The 17109-nt window shown below is 45.6% G+C and carries 14 protein-coding genes; 5 read left to right on the forward strand and 9 right to left on the reverse strand.

The window, feature by feature from the left end:
* Positions 1 to 59: 59 nt before the first annotated feature.
* The 7 genes from ACWA2B_RS06135 to ACWA2B_RS06165 form a co-directional block, all read right to left on the reverse strand.
* Complete coding sequence (locus ACWA2B_RS06135; RefSeq protein WP_342434637.1) at positions 60 to 827, reverse strand: ABC transporter permease; 768 nt, start codon at positions 825 to 827, stop codon at positions 60 to 62.
* Positions 828 to 1538, reverse strand: a complete 711-nt coding sequence (locus ACWA2B_RS06140; RefSeq protein WP_209947615.1) for an ABC transporter permease — start codon at positions 1536 to 1538, stop codon at positions 828 to 830.
* A complete protein-coding gene (locus tag ACWA2B_RS06145) occupies positions 1531 to 2457 on the reverse strand; it encodes an ABC transporter ATP-binding protein (RefSeq protein WP_069012244.1) in 927 nt (308 codons plus the stop codon). Before ACWA2B_RS06145 ends, ACWA2B_RS06140 begins: the two co-directional genes overlap by 8 nt.
* Before the next feature lie 190 nt (positions 2458 to 2647).
* The gene (locus ACWA2B_RS06150) at positions 2648 to 3676 is read right to left on the reverse strand and encodes an NADH:flavin oxidoreductase/NADH oxidase (protein WP_029518752.1); all 1029 of its coding nucleotides are present in this window, start codon (positions 3674 to 3676) and stop codon (positions 2648 to 2650) included.
* Between the two features lie 319 nt (positions 3677 to 3995).
* A complete protein-coding gene (locus ACWA2B_RS06155) occupies positions 3996 to 5300 on the reverse strand; it encodes an ABC transporter substrate-binding protein (RefSeq protein WP_029518753.1) in 1305 nt (434 codons plus the stop codon).
* 106 nt (positions 5301 to 5406) lie between these two features.
* Entirely contained in the window at positions 5407 to 7053 is a 1647-nt protein-coding gene (locus tag ACWA2B_RS06160) for a response regulator (RefSeq protein ID WP_209947613.1), read from the reverse strand.
* Positions 7046 to 8911, reverse strand: a complete 1866-nt coding sequence (locus ACWA2B_RS06165) for a cache domain-containing sensor histidine kinase (protein ID WP_449291856.1) — start codon at positions 8909 to 8911, stop codon at positions 7046 to 7048. The genes ACWA2B_RS06160 and ACWA2B_RS06165 overlap by 8 nt, the downstream gene beginning before the upstream one ends.
* Before the next feature lie 121 nt (positions 8912 to 9032).
* On the opposite strand from ACWA2B_RS06165, the gene ACWA2B_RS06170 reads away from it, so the two are divergent.
* The gene (locus ACWA2B_RS06170) at positions 9033 to 9929 is read left to right on the forward strand and encodes a carbohydrate ABC transporter permease (RefSeq protein ID WP_029518756.1); all 897 of its coding nucleotides are present in this window, start codon (positions 9033 to 9035) and stop codon (positions 9927 to 9929) included.
* On the forward strand, positions 9929 to 10759 hold the full coding sequence (locus tag ACWA2B_RS06175; protein WP_039271872.1) for a carbohydrate ABC transporter permease: 831 nt from the start codon (positions 9929 to 9931) through the stop codon (positions 10757 to 10759). Before ACWA2B_RS06170 ends, ACWA2B_RS06175 begins: the two co-directional genes overlap by 1 nt.
* 94 nt (positions 10760 to 10853) lie before the next feature.
* Here the strand turns inward: ACWA2B_RS06175 and lepB are convergent, their stop codons facing one another.
* Positions 10854 to 11474: a signal peptidase I gene (gene lepB / locus ACWA2B_RS06180; protein WP_029518758.1), complete on the reverse strand. Its 621-nt coding sequence runs from the start codon at positions 11472 to 11474 to the stop codon at positions 10854 to 10856.
* A 331-nt stretch (positions 11475 to 11805) separates the two neighbouring features.
* Between lepB and ACWA2B_RS06185 the strand changes: the two genes are divergently transcribed.
* The 3 genes from ACWA2B_RS06185 to ACWA2B_RS06195 all read left to right on the forward strand — a co-directional run bounded on the left by ACWA2B_RS06185 (position 11806) and on the right by ACWA2B_RS06195 (position 15980).
* Positions 11806 to 13158, forward strand: coding sequence for a right-handed parallel beta-helix repeat-containing protein (locus tag ACWA2B_RS06185; RefSeq protein WP_165145725.1), 1353 nt, complete (start codon positions 11806 to 11808; stop codon positions 13156 to 13158).
* Between the two features lie 112 nt (positions 13159 to 13270).
* Positions 13271 to 14803, forward strand: coding sequence for an MFS transporter (locus ACWA2B_RS06190; RefSeq protein WP_069012248.1), 1533 nt, complete (start codon positions 13271 to 13273; stop codon positions 14801 to 14803).
* Positions 14804 to 14852: 49 nt separating this feature from the next.
* Entirely contained in the window at positions 14853 to 15980 is a 1128-nt protein-coding gene (locus ACWA2B_RS06195) for a glycoside hydrolase family 88/105 protein (protein WP_029518761.1), read from the forward strand.
* 82 nt (positions 15981 to 16062) lie between these two features.
* Here ACWA2B_RS06195 and ACWA2B_RS06200 read toward each other — a convergent pair whose 3' ends face one another.
* A complete protein-coding gene (locus ACWA2B_RS06200) occupies positions 16063 to 17010 on the reverse strand; it encodes a polysaccharide deacetylase family protein (RefSeq protein WP_318627736.1) in 948 nt (315 codons plus the stop codon).
* Between the last annotated feature and the right edge of the window lie 99 nt (positions 17011 to 17109).

A 17109-nucleotide genomic window follows, 5' to 3' on the forward strand; every position in this document is an offset into this window, starting at 1 on the left:
TACAGATTCATCCAGCCAATCTTATATGGACACTCATCGTCCTTTGCTGCTTACACATTCTACTGTGTCTCTATATGGGTATAGCTTCTTAACGCCAATAAAAGCCCCAGCACAAAAATGAAGCAAATACTGATGATTCCTCCAGGAACATTCGTAAATGTTCTGCCCAGTGTGCCGTGTGGAGAAAACAATAACGGCACGGTCCATGGATAAAAGGTATTTCCAGGTGTATTAACCAAAACAAAATTTAAACACATAACGGTACACATCCCCATAATGGCGGGCACAAATTTTCTCCAGCGAATGGCGAAGAACGTGATGATCGGGATGAGCATAGCGTGCATAATAATCATTTTAGTGAAGATTCCAAGCTGATATATAACGATTTCAAAGGTTAGCGGTCTGTCCGTAATTAACATACCCAATAGCGCAGATAGCGCAAATGCCAACAAAAGGCTAACAGCGATGTACATATAAATAACAAGCAGCTTGCTGAAGTAAAGACGACTCCGGCGAACCGGGCTTGTAAACAGGGCCATATGGGTCCTCTCTTGATATTCTCTCGCATAGATATAGCAAGTCAAAATATAATAGCTCATATACCCAGTTAGGAAATTAATAAGAGTAACAATACTCATAAAATAGTCATTCCAACCATCACGATCTATCGAATACTTGGGACTACCCGTGTAACTATAAAATTCCACCACAATGGTTAATACTAAAATCATTACACTCAACAAAAGAATCTTAGTTCTTTTCAGCTTCAAGCACTCTGCTTTAAACAGGGCAAACATAACAAACCTCCTTTGAAAAGCTCTCTCCATCTAGCCCCTTCTTTGATATGCCCATAGGGATAAAAACAATCCAAGAAGAAAAGTTACTGATAAACTCAACCACGCTATGAGAATATTGACGAATATAATCGCACTTCCTTCATTGGGCGACAAAAGATAGGGTACAATCCACGGATACCATTCACTTTTATACATAAAATTTAAAAATATAACAGTACAAACTACGAGTACAACCACCATAATGCTCTTCCAGCGTATAGCAAAAAAAGAGGCAATTGGGATTAACATCGCATGCATCACACACATTTTGGCAAACACTTGAATTTGGTATACCCAGATAGCCATCGTTAAAGGTCGATTTGTAATAAGCATGCCTAATACTGCAGACAGAAACAGAACGATAAATAGCGACACAATAATAAATCCATAAATAATGATCAATTTACTAAAATAAAATTTTGCCTTGGTGACAGGCGTAGTAAACATAAAGAGGTGCGTGTTTTCCTGGTACTCTCTCGCAAAAATATGACCCGTTAAAATGTAATAACTGACAAATCCGGCTGCAACATTAACGAAAAGAACTATGCCTTCAAAATAGTAGGTCCAACCCCGTTTATCAATTGAATATCGGTAAAAAACGGCGCTTGTTACGAATTCCAGCAACACAACAGCCAGCAATATTATAAAACTCAACAAGAAGGCTTTAGAGCCTTTAAGCTTAATGAGCTCTGCTCTAATCACGTCGCCCACCCTCTCCTGAAATAAGAGTCAAAAAGTACTCCTCTAGCGTCTGCTTTGTGGTGTGTATCTCATAAACTGAAAACTGATGATCTATTAACTGTTTATTTAACGCAGATGTATTTTCAATCGGACTATGAATTCTTAGTTGTTGTGGGGATATCACATTAGATTGAAGCTGCTTCATGTGCTCTTGCAGAAATGCTTGCACTGCTTCTGCATCGTCTACCTTTACATCTGTATATTGCTCAAAGCCTTCCTCTAACCGGCTCAAACGATCTTCCGCTAACAGTTTTCCATTATGTATAATCCCGATGTGTGTAGCTAACTGCTGAATTTCGCTCAAGATGTGGCTGGAAATAAGAATTGTTTTCCCGTCTTCCTCGCACAACCGCTTCAATAGCTGACGAATTTCCTTAATTCCAGATGGGTCCAGTCCGTTTGTTGGCTCATCCAATATGAGCAACTCAGGGTCATGAACAAGCGCCCTCGCAATCCCCAATCTTTGCTTCATCCCTAGGGAAAAATCTTTGAACTTCTTTTTACCGGTATGCTCTAAGCCTACCGTGGTTAAGGTACGTTCTATTCTTCCATCATCCTTCATTCCCATGTACTTACAGCATATTCTCAGATTATCACGCGCACTCAGGTTTTCGTATAAACCTGGTGTTTCAATAATCGTTCCAATTTTGGAAAAGATAGATGGATAATTCGTCTCCAACCGCTCGCCAAATAAAAAAACCTCCCCACTTGTAGGCTCAATCAGCCTCATCAGCATGCGGATGGTCGTTGTTTTGCCAGCCCCATTCTCACCGAGGAAACCGTAGATACTGCCACGCTCCACGTGTAAGGAAATATCGTCTACAGCTACCGACATCCCGAACTGTTTGCGGAGGCCCTTCGTTTCAATAACATACTGCATTTCTTTCATCCTCCTATACACACCAAATATAATTATTATACAGATTGAATAATCCACAAAATGTAAAAACCATCACATTTATTCATTTGCCAATCATTATCCCGATAAAAACAAAACAGGCACCTGACGAAGCGTACACTTCGTTGCAGGTGCCTTGTTTATATATAAACAACGTGGGATTACTTAGGCCTCAGTAGCCACGTTGATATTGTTCAGGTATGGAAGGCTTCTCGCCGCGCAGTGCCACCGCTGCATGAGTAGCCCAATATGGATCACGCAGCAATCCGCGTCCCACAGCGACCAGATCGGCATCCTCATTGCCGATAACAGACTGCGCCAAGGCCGGTTCATCCAGTGCGCCAACGGCGATGACTGGGATGTTCAGCGCCTCGCGGATTTGGCGAGCAAACGGCACTTGATAGCCCGGATAGTTGCCTGGCTTTCTGGCGCCTGCCGGTCCTTCTCCGCCCGAGCTGACATGGATCACGTCTACGCCTGCAGCCTGATATGCTCGGCTCAGCTCAATAGCATGATCCACATCGTATCCACCATCTACATATTCCACCGCGCTGATGCGGAAGATTAACGGCATACCCGCAGGCATTTCCTTGCGCACAGCCTGAATGACTTCAACGCCGAAAAGGGATAGCTCCTGACCATACACGTCATCACGCTTGTTTGTAACCGGCGAATGGAATTGGTGAATCAAGTAACCATGTGCACCGTGAAGCTCAATCGTATCCACGCCCGCTTGAACCGCACGCCGGGCGGCGTCTGCGAATTTTTGTACCATGCCACGGACTTCCTCTGTGGTCAGTGCGCGCGGCTGCTTATAACTCGCATCCGGGTATGCGATGGCCGAGGGAGCGACCGGCTCTGCTGCATCCTCAGCTTTACGGCCCGCGTGAGCAATCTGAATGCCTACCTTGGACCCGTGCGCATGAATACCGTCAACCAGCTTCTTATAAGCCGGAATATGTTCATCTGACCAAAGGCCCAGATCATAATCGGTAATTCGTCCATCCGGTTCCACGTCCGTCATTTCTATAATAATCAGCCCCGTGCCTCCAATTGCTCGGCTTAGGTAGTGAACATGATGCCAATCATTCGGAATCCCATCCTTGGCTGTGACCGAGTATTGGCACATCGGTGCCATGACCACACGATTCTTTAACTCCAAATTTTTGATTGTATACGGTGTAAACAACGAAGTCTTCAAAACGCTCATCTCCTTTTTCATCTCTACCACATAACTAAAAATGCGTTCCAAATTACACGGTCTATTATAAGCACAATCGGCACAGTCCAAACGAAATAAAGAGATTCCCCAACCGGGGCCTCCCTCGTATTTGCACCGTGCAGTCATTATGTATATCGTAAGGTTGTAGATGTATTGCACACAATCTATTATCCACAACCTAATAACTTTTTGCAAGTAAATATTTAAATATTATTAAATATTTTTTTGTTCACACTCTCTCGACCTCCTAACTCTAACACAAAAAGACGCCCTTACGGACGCCTCTGCGAAACCAGTTTTATTGTGCTGAACCTAATTGCACCCATGCCTTCTCAATCTCTGCAACCGCCTGATCCTTGTTCATGTTACCACTGATATAAGCCTGCATCAGCTCGCCAAATTTTTGATGGAATGTATCCAAGGAGTAGTTAACAGACAGATCACCGGACTTCGACGTTTTCAAAATGCTTTCCATTTCCTTAGGCATTTCCAGATCAGGAAGCGGTGCATCCTTAATTGGAGGAATCACCTTCGCTACCTGGGAGAACCAGTTCTTACCGTATTCCGAAGTGTACAGCCAGTTGAAGAATTCAATTGTTTCCTTCGATACTTCGGAATCCTTATTGATACGCAGCGCCTGATCTGCACCGGTAATGATGACCGATTGATCCGCTTTGTCACTCACCGGATATCCCATGATGCCAATCTTGAGATCAGGGTTAATTTTCTTGATCGCTTCCTCATCCCACGCACCTTTACCCGTCATAAATGCAGCTTTTCCAGATGCAAAATCACTTACTCCCGCATTGCTGTCCCGTTCCAGCGGCTTATCTGTGCCATGTTTCACCGTCAAATCAATGAAGCTAAAGAAGTTGTTGTACAGCACTGGGTAGTCCTTGATTTTTGCTTTACCTGCGATAAAATCACTAACGAGCTGCTTCGACTCCACGCCTGCATCCTGTGCAGCAGCATCTACATAGTGCATGAAGATGTGCTTCCATACCCACCACTCTTTATATGCGTTGGCAAATGGAGTAATGCCCTTCGCCTCCAGCTTGGTGACCGCGTCCTGCATTTCTGCAATCGTCTTTGGCGGGGAGGTTATCCCAGCTTTGGTAAGCAAATCTTTGTTGTAAATCAACGAAAACAGGTTCCCCTTCACCGGGAGTCCGAGCACTTTGCCGTCACTGGAACTCATATTCGCTCGAACAGCATCCGTCATGGCTGCTGCTAGCGGCTCATTGGTCAGATCGGCGCTATAATCCGCATACGTGTCGATGTCGCCTCCTGCCGTCGTTTGGAATACATCCGGTGTACTACCTGAAGCTATTTTCGACTTCAGAATCGTGTTGTAGTCTGCCTGCATGATCTCCAAATTGATCTTCACGTTAGGTTTGACCTTCTTATACTCCTCGATATACGCGTTAAAGGCATCGGTATACTCCGGTGAGGCTGTGAACATATTTATTGTAACCGTTTTCAAATCTTTTTTGCCGCCAGCACTTTCTTTCGACGCATCCGTGCCGCCGCTGCTTCCACATCCGCTCAACAAACCGACCGTCAAAAGCAAACTGCCGGATAACGCCATCATCTTCTTTAACATGGATACTCCCCCATTTGTTTGTGATCAACGTCCATGCGATCATTCTAAAAAATATACTCCAATTTAAAAAGGCAGATTAGTGAAGCATTAAGGGTAAAAAAGTGGTTTATTGCAAGCTCACACGATACTCAGACGGTGACACCTGATAATAATTACGAAAAGCCTTACTGAAATAATTTTTATCCTTGTAGCCGAGCATATCCGAAATTTCCTGTATTTTCAGGCTGGAATCGCCCAGCAGCTCCTTCGCCTTGTCCATCCTAACCTTCTGTACATATTCGTGAATACCGTAACCAAACTGCTGCTTAAACAGCTTCATCAAGTATTCCCGACTCAAAAAATAGGTTTCAGCAAAGAACGAAATTTTAATATCCTCAAAATAATAACGGTCGATGTGCCTTTTGATGTCTGTTATGTCAAAGGGCTGGTTCCCCGCTTGAGCATGTTGGACCCCAGCAATGTAAAGCTCCAGCATCCGATTCAATCTCTGACCGTAGTGAACAAAGCTCGTAAAATCAGCAGACAAATCGCTTTCCCCCATGTGCTCCGGTTCTTCCAAAGCTCCATCTTGATTCAACGCTGATGTAGACGCACCCAACTCAATCGCTGCCTCTTTCAGTAGAAAATGGAACTCCCGCATCAATCGATCAGCATCTTGTAAACGGAAAACAGGACCTGTTGCCAATTGTTTCAGCAGATCACCCAGCAGTACCTTTGCCCGGTTTGCCTGACCTGTCTGAGCATCCTTTTGGATCGACAACAGTTGCTCCGTCCATGACATTTCCTCTGACGCAGCCATTTGCCGGGGCACCGTATGGAGAATAGATTCCCCTTCCAGCTTCAATACATCCGTGCTGTGAATGAGCGTTTTGGCATCCCTATAGGCAGAAGCCAGCTCCACTACGTCTGTACAGAGCTTGCCCACTCCGGCCGCTACTACCATACTGAACAGCCCATGCAGGTTCACAACCGCCTTCTGTGCCACTTGTGCCAGTAGGAGGGACATATGTTCTTCATGTCCTGGGGCCAGGGTACAGATCGAAATGACCTCGCGCTCCCGTCGCGGATGGGGGAAGCTAAAACAACTCAACCGTTCATCTGATGTCTGCGCTAATACATTCGTTACAGCAAAATCCATCAGATCGACATCGCCATGAAAACGTGTCCTGCGGATCACATCCCTGTTGAGCAGCCGCAGCACGATCACCCCAAAGCGATTCCCCGGCTGATCCGCTCCGATTAATGGGAGCAACGCCGTATTGGCCTGCTTTTTAAAGCTACCGTCCAAAATGGACAAATACAGCTTCTCTTTCAGCTTCGGCAGTGACATATTCAGCGTAATGTTCTGGCTAATGGACTTGTTTTTGCTTTGCTCTCGGCTTTCCAGAATGTCCACTGCTTTGCGCAGTGCCTGGTTCAGATCCTGACGATTGATAGGCTTGAGCAGATAATCCACCACCCGGGATTGAATCGCCTGCCGTGTAAATTCAAAGTCGTTGTAGCCGCTAATGACAATCGTCAACAGATGGGGATATGCCTTCTCGATGGCACGGAGAAATTCGATACCGTTCAGCTCAGGCATTTTCATATCGACCATCACCACATCTATAGGGTGCTGACCCAGCAGCTCCAGTCCCAATCTTCCATTCGTCGCTTCATAAATATGTTCGATCCCCAGACGGTCCCAGTCCCCGATAATACGAATGGCTTCGCGCAACGGCTCTTCATCGTCAATAATCAATACGTTATACATGACTACTTCCTCCCCGGGGAATTTGCATTCTCATTTCCGTTCCCGTTTCATCCGTAAGGATGAATAATCCTGCCTGATCTCCATACAAAAGCTTCAACCGTGTGTTCAGATTTTTCAAACCAATATGCTCACTCTCCCGTTCTTCCCATTTTTCATGGAATGAATCCAGCACCAGTCTCAGCTTGTCCTCTGAAAATCCAGGCCCGTTGTCCCTGACTGCAATTGTGGCATTTGCATCTGTAGAACTCGAATCGGCTGAAATGACGATCAGAATATCGCTTGATACTTTTTCCAACGCATGCTTGATAGCGTTTTCCACCAACGTCTGCACAGATAACCTTGGAATCGGCAGCTCCATCAGCATTTCCTCCCATACCACTTCGACCCGCAGTCTCGCCCCGAATCTTGCTTTTTGCAGACCTATATATCGTTCAATATGCTTGAGCTCCTCGCGGGCAGCTACGATATCCTTGCCGTTGATGGAATACCGTAACGTTTGGGCCAACGCATCCACCATATCCGCCATATCGAACATCTCCCGCTTTAATGCCTGTGTGGATATGGCTTGCAGGGCATTGTACAGAAAATGAGGATTAATTTCAGCCTCCAACGCCTTGAGTATGGCGTTCTTTTCGACCAGCTTCATGCGATAGCGCTCATTAATAAGCTCTTCGGTTCTTTGAACCATTTCGTTAAAATGCAGCGACAAATATGCAATCTCGTCATGTCCCTTCACAGGAGCTGTTGCTCCAAAATCTCCGGTGCTAAACCGCTTCATCTGGGTGGACAGCTTATGTAAAGGTCGGGTAATGGCGTTCGAGGTCAGTGTCACTAATATAATAGACACGCCTAAAAATAAAGCCCCGATGGCATAGCTCCAATTCCGTGTTGTCGTAGCTGCTTCATAAATCTGGCGGTATGGGATGGGCTTAATGAGCTGCCACCCATCTTTTTCGCCAGCATCATAGACGACCAAATACTCCTGATTGCCACTGCGATCAGACCACGTTACTCGCCCGCTTCCTCCCTTGCCGATCTGTGCCAACACTCCGGAATCACGCATCCGCTCATATAGCGGAAAGCTGTTCACATAAAAGGGAACCCCTTTAGGGCTCATTAGCATCAATTGGTCCCCTTTGCCCAGTGGAATGTTCTGCATGATTTCATCCACGGTGCTCGTATTGTAATAAAAGGACAGCACCGCCTGCGGGTGACGGGATGCAATCGACCTCAACACTCGATGGTATGCCATAAAGCTGGCTTGTGGCGCCACATAGCCCATATCAGAGCGGGACCCCACAAAGGATTGAAATGATTCGTTCGTGGTACTAGCCATCGCCTCTTTATACCAAGGAAGCTTGGGAATATCCGTGTTTATTCCTTTGCGCACCGTAATGTTATACGTCTCCCTGGTCACCACATAGTATTGATGTCGGTCCGCCACGTACAGATAGATCGCTTCCAGATCGGTACGCGAATAAAACATGCTGCGCAAGTAATTCTCAATGACCATTCTCGAAGCATAGTCCCGGTTCTCATTGGCAATCGCGTTCATGATATCGTTGTAACGTAGCTGCGGAAGAGCCAACTGCTGCATTCCCTCCAAGTAATCCTCCAAATTCTGATTGACCAGCAGCAGATTATTGGTCGTGCTGGCGATGCTATGGTTAACCGACTCCTTTTCAATCATCTGATAGGAAATAATTGTGAGTGAGCCCACCACCAGAATAATCACCGAGGTAAAAAGTAGAATGAGCTTGTTCACTAATTTTTGCGTGATTCTCCTCCACATAGAGCGAAGAAACGTTCTTACACGCTCTGACATCATGATAATCGCCCCTTTTGAAAGCGTACACATTTTTACCCTCAACTGTTTTCTTAAATCCATTGGTCCGGCCCTAGAGCTATCCTATACTTTCATTATATCTTAAACAGCTTGGAACGTAAGAGCGGAAAATGTTGAGAAAAAGAGGTGCGTTATGCTGAAAAAAAGGGGAACCCGGGGCGACAAGGGCAGTAAACTGGAATTCGGTTTATTCACACTGCCCGTAATCTTGTGCATTACGATTGCATTTTATATTCCGTTTTTGATGACGATACGCTATTCCCTGACCAAGTGGAACGGCATATCCAAACATCCGAAATTTGTAGGTCTGGATAACTTCAAGCAAATCTTGCTTGGAGACGCCAATTTTGCACATGCAGCCTGGTTTACCGTCAAGTATGCCATCCTGTACATTGTATTGGTGAATGTGCTGGCCATTTTGCTGGCGCTCGTTCTCGATATGAAACTGAAAAGCTCGGCTTGGTTGCGAGCGGCCTTCTTTATCCCTTATATCCTCAGTCTCGTGATTGTTGGCTTCATATGGAAATTCATCTTCATGCAAGGCTTTGAGTCATTGGGACACAGTACAGGCTGGGGCATCTTCCAGCTCAGTTGGCTAGGTGAGGAAGGGCTCGCGTTTGTTTCCATTTTGGCGGTATCGATCTGGCAATCCATTGGCTTTTACATGGTCATTTATATTGCAGGCTTGCAATCTGTGCCAGAGGATCTAAAAGAAGCTGCCATTGTCGATGGCGCGGGGCCGATTCGGAGATTTTTCAGTATTATTCTACCGATGCTTGCACCTTCCATTACGATCTCAGTCTTCATGGCACTGACCAACTCAATCAAAGTGTTTGACGTCATTTTATCTCTGACCGGCGGTGGGCCGGGAGGTACGACATACAGCATTGCGTATGATATTTACCGGGACACGTTCCAGAACAATCTGTATGGCTACGGAACAGCCAAAGCATTGATTTTATTCGTTGCAGTCCTGATCATTACGATTATTCAATTGTCTATTTTCAAACGCAGGGAGGTTGAAGCCTGATGCAACGCAGCCGTACAGGACGTATTTTGCTAGAAGCGGGCATGATTGTATTATCACTGTTATTTTTGTACCCGCTGTTTCTCGCCATTAACAATTCGTTCAAAAGCTTCGCTGAGGTCATGACCGACGTCATTGCCCTGCCTAAGCAGCTTTCGCTGGATAATTACGTATATGTATGGAAATTCATTGACTATCCACGCCTATTTCTGAATAACACCATTATTACCGTCGTCGGACTGGCAGGTATCGTACTGATATCTTCCATCGCGGCCTACAAGCTGGCAAGAACCAAGAGCAAATGGAGCTCCGTGATTTACATGCTGTGCATTATGCCGATGCTGATCCCGTTTCAGTCCATCATGCTCACTGTCTTGCGACTAGCGAAAGACTTAAATCTGGCAGACAGCACTTGGGGACTTGGCTTGCTGTATTGGGGCTTCGGCGCTCCGCTGGCCGTGTTTATCTATCACGGCTTTGTGAAGGGCATTCCGGTCGAGATTGACGAAAGCGCCAAAATCGATGGGGCCTCGGGCTTCCGGCTTTTCTTTTCCGTAATTTTCCCCTTGCTGAAATCAGTCACCGCCACCATTGTCATTATCGACGTGATGTGGATTTGGAACGATTTTCTGCTTCCGTTACTCATGGTTAACGGCTCGCCCAGCACTAAGACACTGACGCTGGCCGCCTATACCTTCGTCGGACAGTACACATCCGACTGGCAATACGCCATGACCGCGATGGTAATGGCTGTGCTGCCTTCGATTATCGTATTTATTTTTCTGCAAAAATACATTGTCAAAGGCGTTGTTGCCGGAGCCGTCAAAGGCTGATTCAACTACACCCTTACAGATGACCCAAAGAGGACTTGCGTAAACTTTACGCAAGTCCTCTTGTCTTCGTGATGTCCATGCCTGTACTCTGGCCTTATTTATGCTTAACCCATTGCGCGCTATCCACCGGCCAAAAAATCACATCCGCACGGCCAACAATATCTTTAATAGAAACAAAGCCAATAGCACGACTATCCCTACTATTATTGCGGTGGTCGCCCATCACGAAAATATACCCCTCAGGTACCTTGGAATCGGTTATGGTTCCATTTGGAAAGTCCACATTGTTATATAGTTCTCCCTTGGCGTGCGCATCCTGAATAGCTCCCTGAATGTATGACTCCTCTACTTTCTTACCGTTCACATAAAGATTGTCGCCTTGATACCGAATCGTATCGCCAGCCACCCCAATAACACGCTTAATAAAGTCTCTTTGTTCCTTTCTCACATGGAATACAACAACCTCACTCGGCTTGGGATCACGAAAATCGTAAATCACCTTGTTCACGACTACTCGTTCATCTGTCTTGAAATTCGGTTCCATGGACGCTCCCTCAACAATAAATGGCGCAAATAATAGCCAACGTATAATGAACACGAGCACAATGGCTACAATAATGGCCTTAAGCCAATCGATCATCTCCTTTTTCACTCTTGGCTGCTTTTCCTGCAATTGTTCGACAGTTGAATCTGTCAAATGATTTCCACTCTCCATGCGCTAAAACCACCCTTTCCCACAGTCTTCATTCCTATTATATGTATAATGTTTAAGTATAATCAAATTTTCCCAGTCTGACAAAAGTGCATTTTTAGTTGAAACAAAAGTGTGAACTTTTTTTCACAACATTAAAAAAACAGTAAAAAACTGTTGATGCAAACGTTAACATATATTACACTGTGCATATACTTCATAGAGCGTATTAGACATAGGTTAGATCAATCTGTCACCCCAGGAGGTGTCCTGTTTTTACTGGTAAGACAGCATGAGCCACTTTTATATATGCTATCTTCTTTTAAAATAAGAACTCAAATGAGGAGGAATTTACATGTTTAAACGGAATGATCGTCCAAAAAACGGATTTAACGCTCTAAGACTCAGTGTTTCTTTTGTTTTCGCCTCTTCTTGTATTATTGGAACCGCTTACGCAGATACGTTACCCAACGACACCCCTTCTTCCGCACTCACAGAAGAGGCAGTTAGTACAACTGACTCAACCACCGTCTCCACAACGTTAGCGGCAGGAGATTTGTATGTGGCGCCAAATGGTAACGTGTCCAATCCGGGCACCATATCTAGTCCTACCACACTCGAAGCAGCTCTTACACAAATTGCTCCTGGTAAAACCATTTACCTGCGCGGTGGCAACTACACCTACTCCTCAACGATTACAATTCAGCGTGAAAATAGCGGCAATAACGGCTCACTCAAAGGGTTGGTCGCTTACGGTAGTGAAAAGCCGGTACTTGATTTCTCTGCTCAAGCCTTTGGTTCAGCCAATCGTGGACTTCAGCTTAACGGAGACTTTTGGCTGGTAAAGGGCCTTGAAGTAAAGGGTGCCGGAGATAATGGTATCTATATCGGCGGTAGCAATAACCGAATCGAAAACGTGGAAACCCACCACAACCGGGATACTGGACTTCAGCTTGGGCGTTACTCTCCTAACGCTTCCACTAGTGAGTGGCCTTCGAATAATTTGATTTTGAATTCTTACTCTCATGATAACGCTGATCCCGATAATGGTGAGGATGCCGATGGCTTCGCGGCCAAATTGACTGTAGGATCAGGCAATGTGTTTGATAACTGCTTGGCTGCGTACAACGTAGACGATGGTTGGGATTTGTATAGCAAAACAGAAACAGGCCCTATCGGTGAGGTAACCATCTTGAACAGTGTGGCCCACCACAACGGGCAGACCGCAGATGGAACGTCTACCGCGAACAGCGACGGCAATGGCTTTAAGCTGGGTGGAGACAAAATCAAAGTCAACCATATTGTGAAAAACAGTATTGCTTTCCAGAACAAAAAACACGGCTTCACCTACAATAGCAACCCCGGCAGCATTACGTTGACCAATAATACCTCGTGGGACAATGGACAAAGTAATTTTGCTTTTGACAAGGGTGATCACGTGTTCATTAACAATCTTTCCTTTGAGGGAAGCGCCAGTGACAAAACAAGCGGTACAGATCAAGACAACTCTAGCGTTTGGTGGAAAAACAAAAAATCGACGAATGCCAAAGGTCTGGTAGTCAGTGCAGACGACTTTGTTAGTCTCACGCCTTCTATCACTCGAGGTGCAGACGGTTCCATCCAGCTAGGTGATTTCCTTAAGCTGGCCAAAGGGAGCGATCTGATCGGCTCGGGTACTCCGAGCGGAAAAAATATAGGGGCACGTTAAAAGCCCAGCTTAATCAGGACGCCCTGGCCCATCTACCAACTTAGACAATTCTGCATAATATAGCGACCGGTGATTGTCCTCATAACCAGACAAAATATGAGGTGAACAGATCATGGAACGAAGAATCACACTGAAACATACACTCGCCTATGGAAGCGGTAACATGCTGGGAAGTGGCGCACTTGCGATTAGCGGTGCATGGTTAATGTACTTTTATACAACCTTTTGCGGACTGTCTCCCGTTCAGGCCGCGGCCATTTTCTCTGTTGCTAGCATCATAGATGCAGTCAGCAATCCGGTCATGGGCTTTATCAGCGATAACTTTCACCGGACCCGCTTGGGCCGTAAATTCGGCAGACGACGCTTTTTCATCATGATGGGTATCCCGCTGATGCTCGTGTATCCGATGCTTTGGGTAGATGGGTTGGGCTTCTGGTATTACCTGAGTACGTACGTGCTGTTTGAACTGGTGTATACCTCAGTCATGGTGCCGTATGAAGCACTAGCGTCAGAGATGACCCGCGACTTCGGCGCACGCTCCAGATTAACTGGATGGAAGGCCATGTTTGGCAAAATTGCCAATTTTGCCGCTGCCTTTATCCCTGGTCGCTTTATTGCTGAGTATGGCAAAGACTCTCCATTGCCTTTCTTTTATACCGGTCTCGTTTTTGCAGCTATTTTGCTGATTGCGATGGCATTCTTGTACAAAAACTCCTGGGAACGTCCAAGTGAGGAACTGCAAAAGGAACTGGAAGGTGAAGCTCCGCTTTCCTTTATAGATTCGATGAAAAAGTTGTTTATCGACATTTCCTCTACCTTCCGGGTCAAGACGTTCCGTCATCATCTCGGGATGTACCTGGGCGGCTTTTCAGCTGAGTGGCTGTTTACTTCTGCTTTTACGTACTTTATTGTCTTCTCCTTGTTTCAAAGCTCGGAGATGGTGTCCAATCTGAATAGCTTTAACTCTGTCATTCAATTGATTTCTACCTATTTCTTCATCCAATTCTGTGTGCGTAAAGGATTCCGTATGCCATTCATCGCTGCACTCGTTGTCGTTTGCTTTAGCGTAGCAGGCTATGGCCTGCTCTATATAACGGGAGCCTCTAATACGATGGTATGGCTATATGTCATCACACTGTTCATGGGACTTGGTACAGGGGGCGTCTACTATATCCCTTGGAATCAATATACGTTCCTTGCCGATGTGGATGAAGCGTTGACTGGCCGTCGACGGGAAGGAATTTATGCAGGTATGATGACTTTTGCCGGAAAAATGGTGCGGGCCGTTGTCGTCTTCATTCTCGGCTGGGTGTTACAGCACTTTGGCTTTGTATCCGGGGCTGATAGTCAGCCCGTCGCTGCTCAGCACGCCATCTTTTATGTACTCGTGGTCGGTACCATCGTTCTCGCGATCATCGGTATGATTGCTTCTGTCGTGATGAAGCTGGATATTGACAGCCACAAGAAGCTAATCGCCGAAATTGACCGCCTCAAAAACGGTGGTTCCATGAAATCAGCTAAACCGGAAGCCCGGAAGGTATTCGAGGAACTGACAGGTTTCCATTACGATCGGTGCTGGGGTAACAATAATGTGGGCTTCAAGAACAAACCCGTTGACCCTAAGACACACACTCCATCTATGTAACAACAATAACAATTACAGATTAAACATTTACTAAAGAGGTGACTGTATCATGGCAAATCCAACATCACAACCAACCCCCAGCCCTACAAAAACAGATTCTTGGGCTGTACGTATGAGCGATTCCGTTCTACAACGGAGCCCGGAATTTTATGAAAAATGGGAATATGACCATGGCGTGATTTACAGAGGTCTGGAATGGGTCGGCGAACTGACAGGCGATCCCAAGTACATGGAATTTATAAAAAAACATATGGATCATTTTGTTGACGATAATGGCGTAATTCAGCGCTATAAAGTAGATGAGTACAATATTGACCACGTGAATAACGGCAAGCTGCTCTTCTCGCTGTATCGTGCCACAGGAGATGAACGATACAAAAAGGCAGCCTACCAATTACGCAGTCAGTTGGAAAAACACCCACGCACAAGCGAGGGCGCATTCTGGCATAAGCAAATTTATCCGTATCAAATTTGGCTCGACGGCTTGTACATGGGTGCCCCGTTCTACGCTGAATTTATCCGCGAATTCGGAGATCCGTCAGAGTTTGACGATGTGACCCTACAATTCAAGCTTTGCTACAAGCATACGCGTGATCCTGAAACGGGTCTGCTCTACCATGCTTGGGATGAGAAGGGTGAGCAGCATTGGTGCAACCCGGAAACAGGCTGTTCCAAAAATTTCTGGGGACGCTCGATGGGTTGGTTCGTTATGGCACTCGTTGACGTGCTGGACTATATTCCAGAGGATCATGCAGACCGTCCTGTCCTGATCGATATGCTGACGGAAACACTGGAAGCCCTGCTGAAAGTGCGTGATAAAGAAAGTGGAGTCTTTTATCAAGTGCTCAACCTGGGCCATGTGAAAGGCAACTATCTGGAAGCCTCTGCTTCCTGCATGATTCTTTATGCTATTGCCAAGGGCGTTCGCAAAGGCTATCTGCCAGAGCAATATCGTCAAGAGGCAGAAATCATCCGTAAGGGAATTATCGATGAATTTATCACGATTACTGAAGAAGGACTCGTGAATCTGAACAAAACGGTGCAAGTAAGCGGTTTGGGTGGTAAAGATCGTCGGGACGGTACCTTCGCTTACTATATCAGTGAGCCGATTATAACTAACGATCCCAAAGGTATTGGCGCTTTCATTCAGGCGATGGGTGAAGCGGAGCGCATCTAAACGATGCGGACTATATACTCTTAGATAGCACAAAGGACGGTGGCGATCAGCCCCGTCCTTTCCTCATTTATGCCTATCTTACTTACTTCATAACTTTAAATTCATATCCCTGTTTCTTCAGATATTCTATGATTTGCGGCAATGCTTTGGCTGTTTCTTCTTTACCATAGGTGTCATGCATGAGTATAATTGCTTTTTCTCGACCTTTGACTGACCTTATAAACTGGTTGATTAGTGCCGGTGCTTTCTTGGATCTTCCCTCTGCATCCTTCGTTAATACATTCCAGTCCACCTGATGGTAATCCTTTTGACGCAAAACCTTATCCAGAGCAGCCATTCCCTGTGGATCTCTTCTGTTCCATGTCATGTGCCCCCCAGGGAAGCGGATCATTCTGGTGGAGAATTCTGGCCCCAGAATACTTTTTAGAACCTGATTGTTCTTCTCGATCTCCTGCATAACATGATCCGTACTTACTCGTCTGTTCGGATATAAATATTTATAATTATGTGAGTACGTATGGTTTCCTATCGCGTGACCCTCTTTGACAATTCTTTTGATAAGATTCCTGGTATGCTCATTTTCATTGGCTTCTTTACCTACAATAAAAAAAGTTGCCTTGACCTTCTGCTTTTTCAGAATATCTAATATCTGAGGTGTGACCGTCACGGATGGTCCGTCATCAAAGGATAAGTAGGCCACTTTTTTACCATCAGCACCATCGGGCATTTGTCCTAGCATTTGCTGATTTAAATATTTTTCAACAAAGGCACCGTCTTCTACATCGGGATCGTTTTTTGGAGAGGCCGCTTTACCCTTTGCCCCTGCGCTGGATTTAACGTTTGATGATCCGGAATCCGTTTTTTTAGCAAGCTCCTGGGTCGGCGCGTGTGGCTTACTATCCGAAACCTTTATCGCAATGAAAGTAATGCAGCCTGCCACAAATAATATAATAGCAATCAGTATCAGCCTTCTTCTGTTCCTCTTCAAGCGGTGCTCACTTGTTCTACTATGTGAATAGCCCTTTTCCATTAGCTTATGTACCTCCACACTAAAATAAGAAAAACCACCGGATCAGGGTGGATGTACACACCTTAGAATGGACATTGGAAAAACCCTTAGGTTTAAGCC

This window comes from Paenibacillus sp. CMM36, from assembly GCF_053570945.1.

What these genes read in the sequence shown, in the direction of transcription:
- ACWA2B_RS06135 (WP_342434637.1), bottom strand. Translation starts at nt 827, where the DNA reads ATGGAGAGAGCTTTTCAAAGGAGGTTTGTTATGTTTGCCCTGTTTAAA.
- ACWA2B_RS06145 (WP_069012244.1), bottom strand. Translation starts at nt 2,457, where the DNA reads ATGCAGTATGTTATTGAAACGAAGGGCCTCCGCAAACAGTTCGGGATG.
- ACWA2B_RS06155 (WP_029518753.1), bottom strand. Translation starts at nt 5,300, where the DNA reads ATGTTAAAGAAGATGATGGCGTTATCCGGCAGTTTGCTTTTGACGGTC.
- ACWA2B_RS06160 (WP_209947613.1), bottom strand. Translation starts at nt 7,053, where the DNA reads ATGTATAACGTATTGATTATTGACGATGAAGAGCCGTTGCGCGAAGCC.
- ACWA2B_RS06165 (WP_449291856.1), bottom strand. Translation starts at nt 8,911, where the DNA reads ATGTGTACGCTTTCAAAAGGGGCGATTATCATGATGTCAGAGCGTGTA.
- ACWA2B_RS06170 (WP_029518756.1), top strand. Translation starts at nt 9,033, where the DNA reads ATGCTGAAAAAAAGGGGAACCCGGGGCGACAAGGGCAGTAAACTGGAA.
- ACWA2B_RS06175 (WP_039271872.1), top strand. Translation starts at nt 9,929, where the DNA reads ATGCAACGCAGCCGTACAGGACGTATTTTGCTAGAAGCGGGCATGATT.
- lepB (WP_029518758.1), bottom strand. Translation starts at nt 11,474, where the DNA reads ATGGAGAGTGGAAATCATTTGACAGATTCAACTGTCGAACAATTGCAG.
- ACWA2B_RS06185 (WP_165145725.1), top strand. Translation starts at nt 11,806, where the DNA reads ATGTTTAAACGGAATGATCGTCCAAAAAACGGATTTAACGCTCTAAGA.
- ACWA2B_RS06190 (WP_069012248.1), top strand. Translation starts at nt 13,271, where the DNA reads ATGGAACGAAGAATCACACTGAAACATACACTCGCCTATGGAAGCGGT.
- ACWA2B_RS06195 (WP_029518761.1), top strand. Translation starts at nt 14,853, where the DNA reads ATGGCAAATCCAACATCACAACCAACCCCCAGCCCTACAAAAACAGAT.
- ACWA2B_RS06200 (WP_318627736.1), bottom strand. Translation starts at nt 17,010, where the DNA reads ATGGAAAAGGGCTATTCACATAGTAGAACAAGTGAGCACCGCTTGAAG.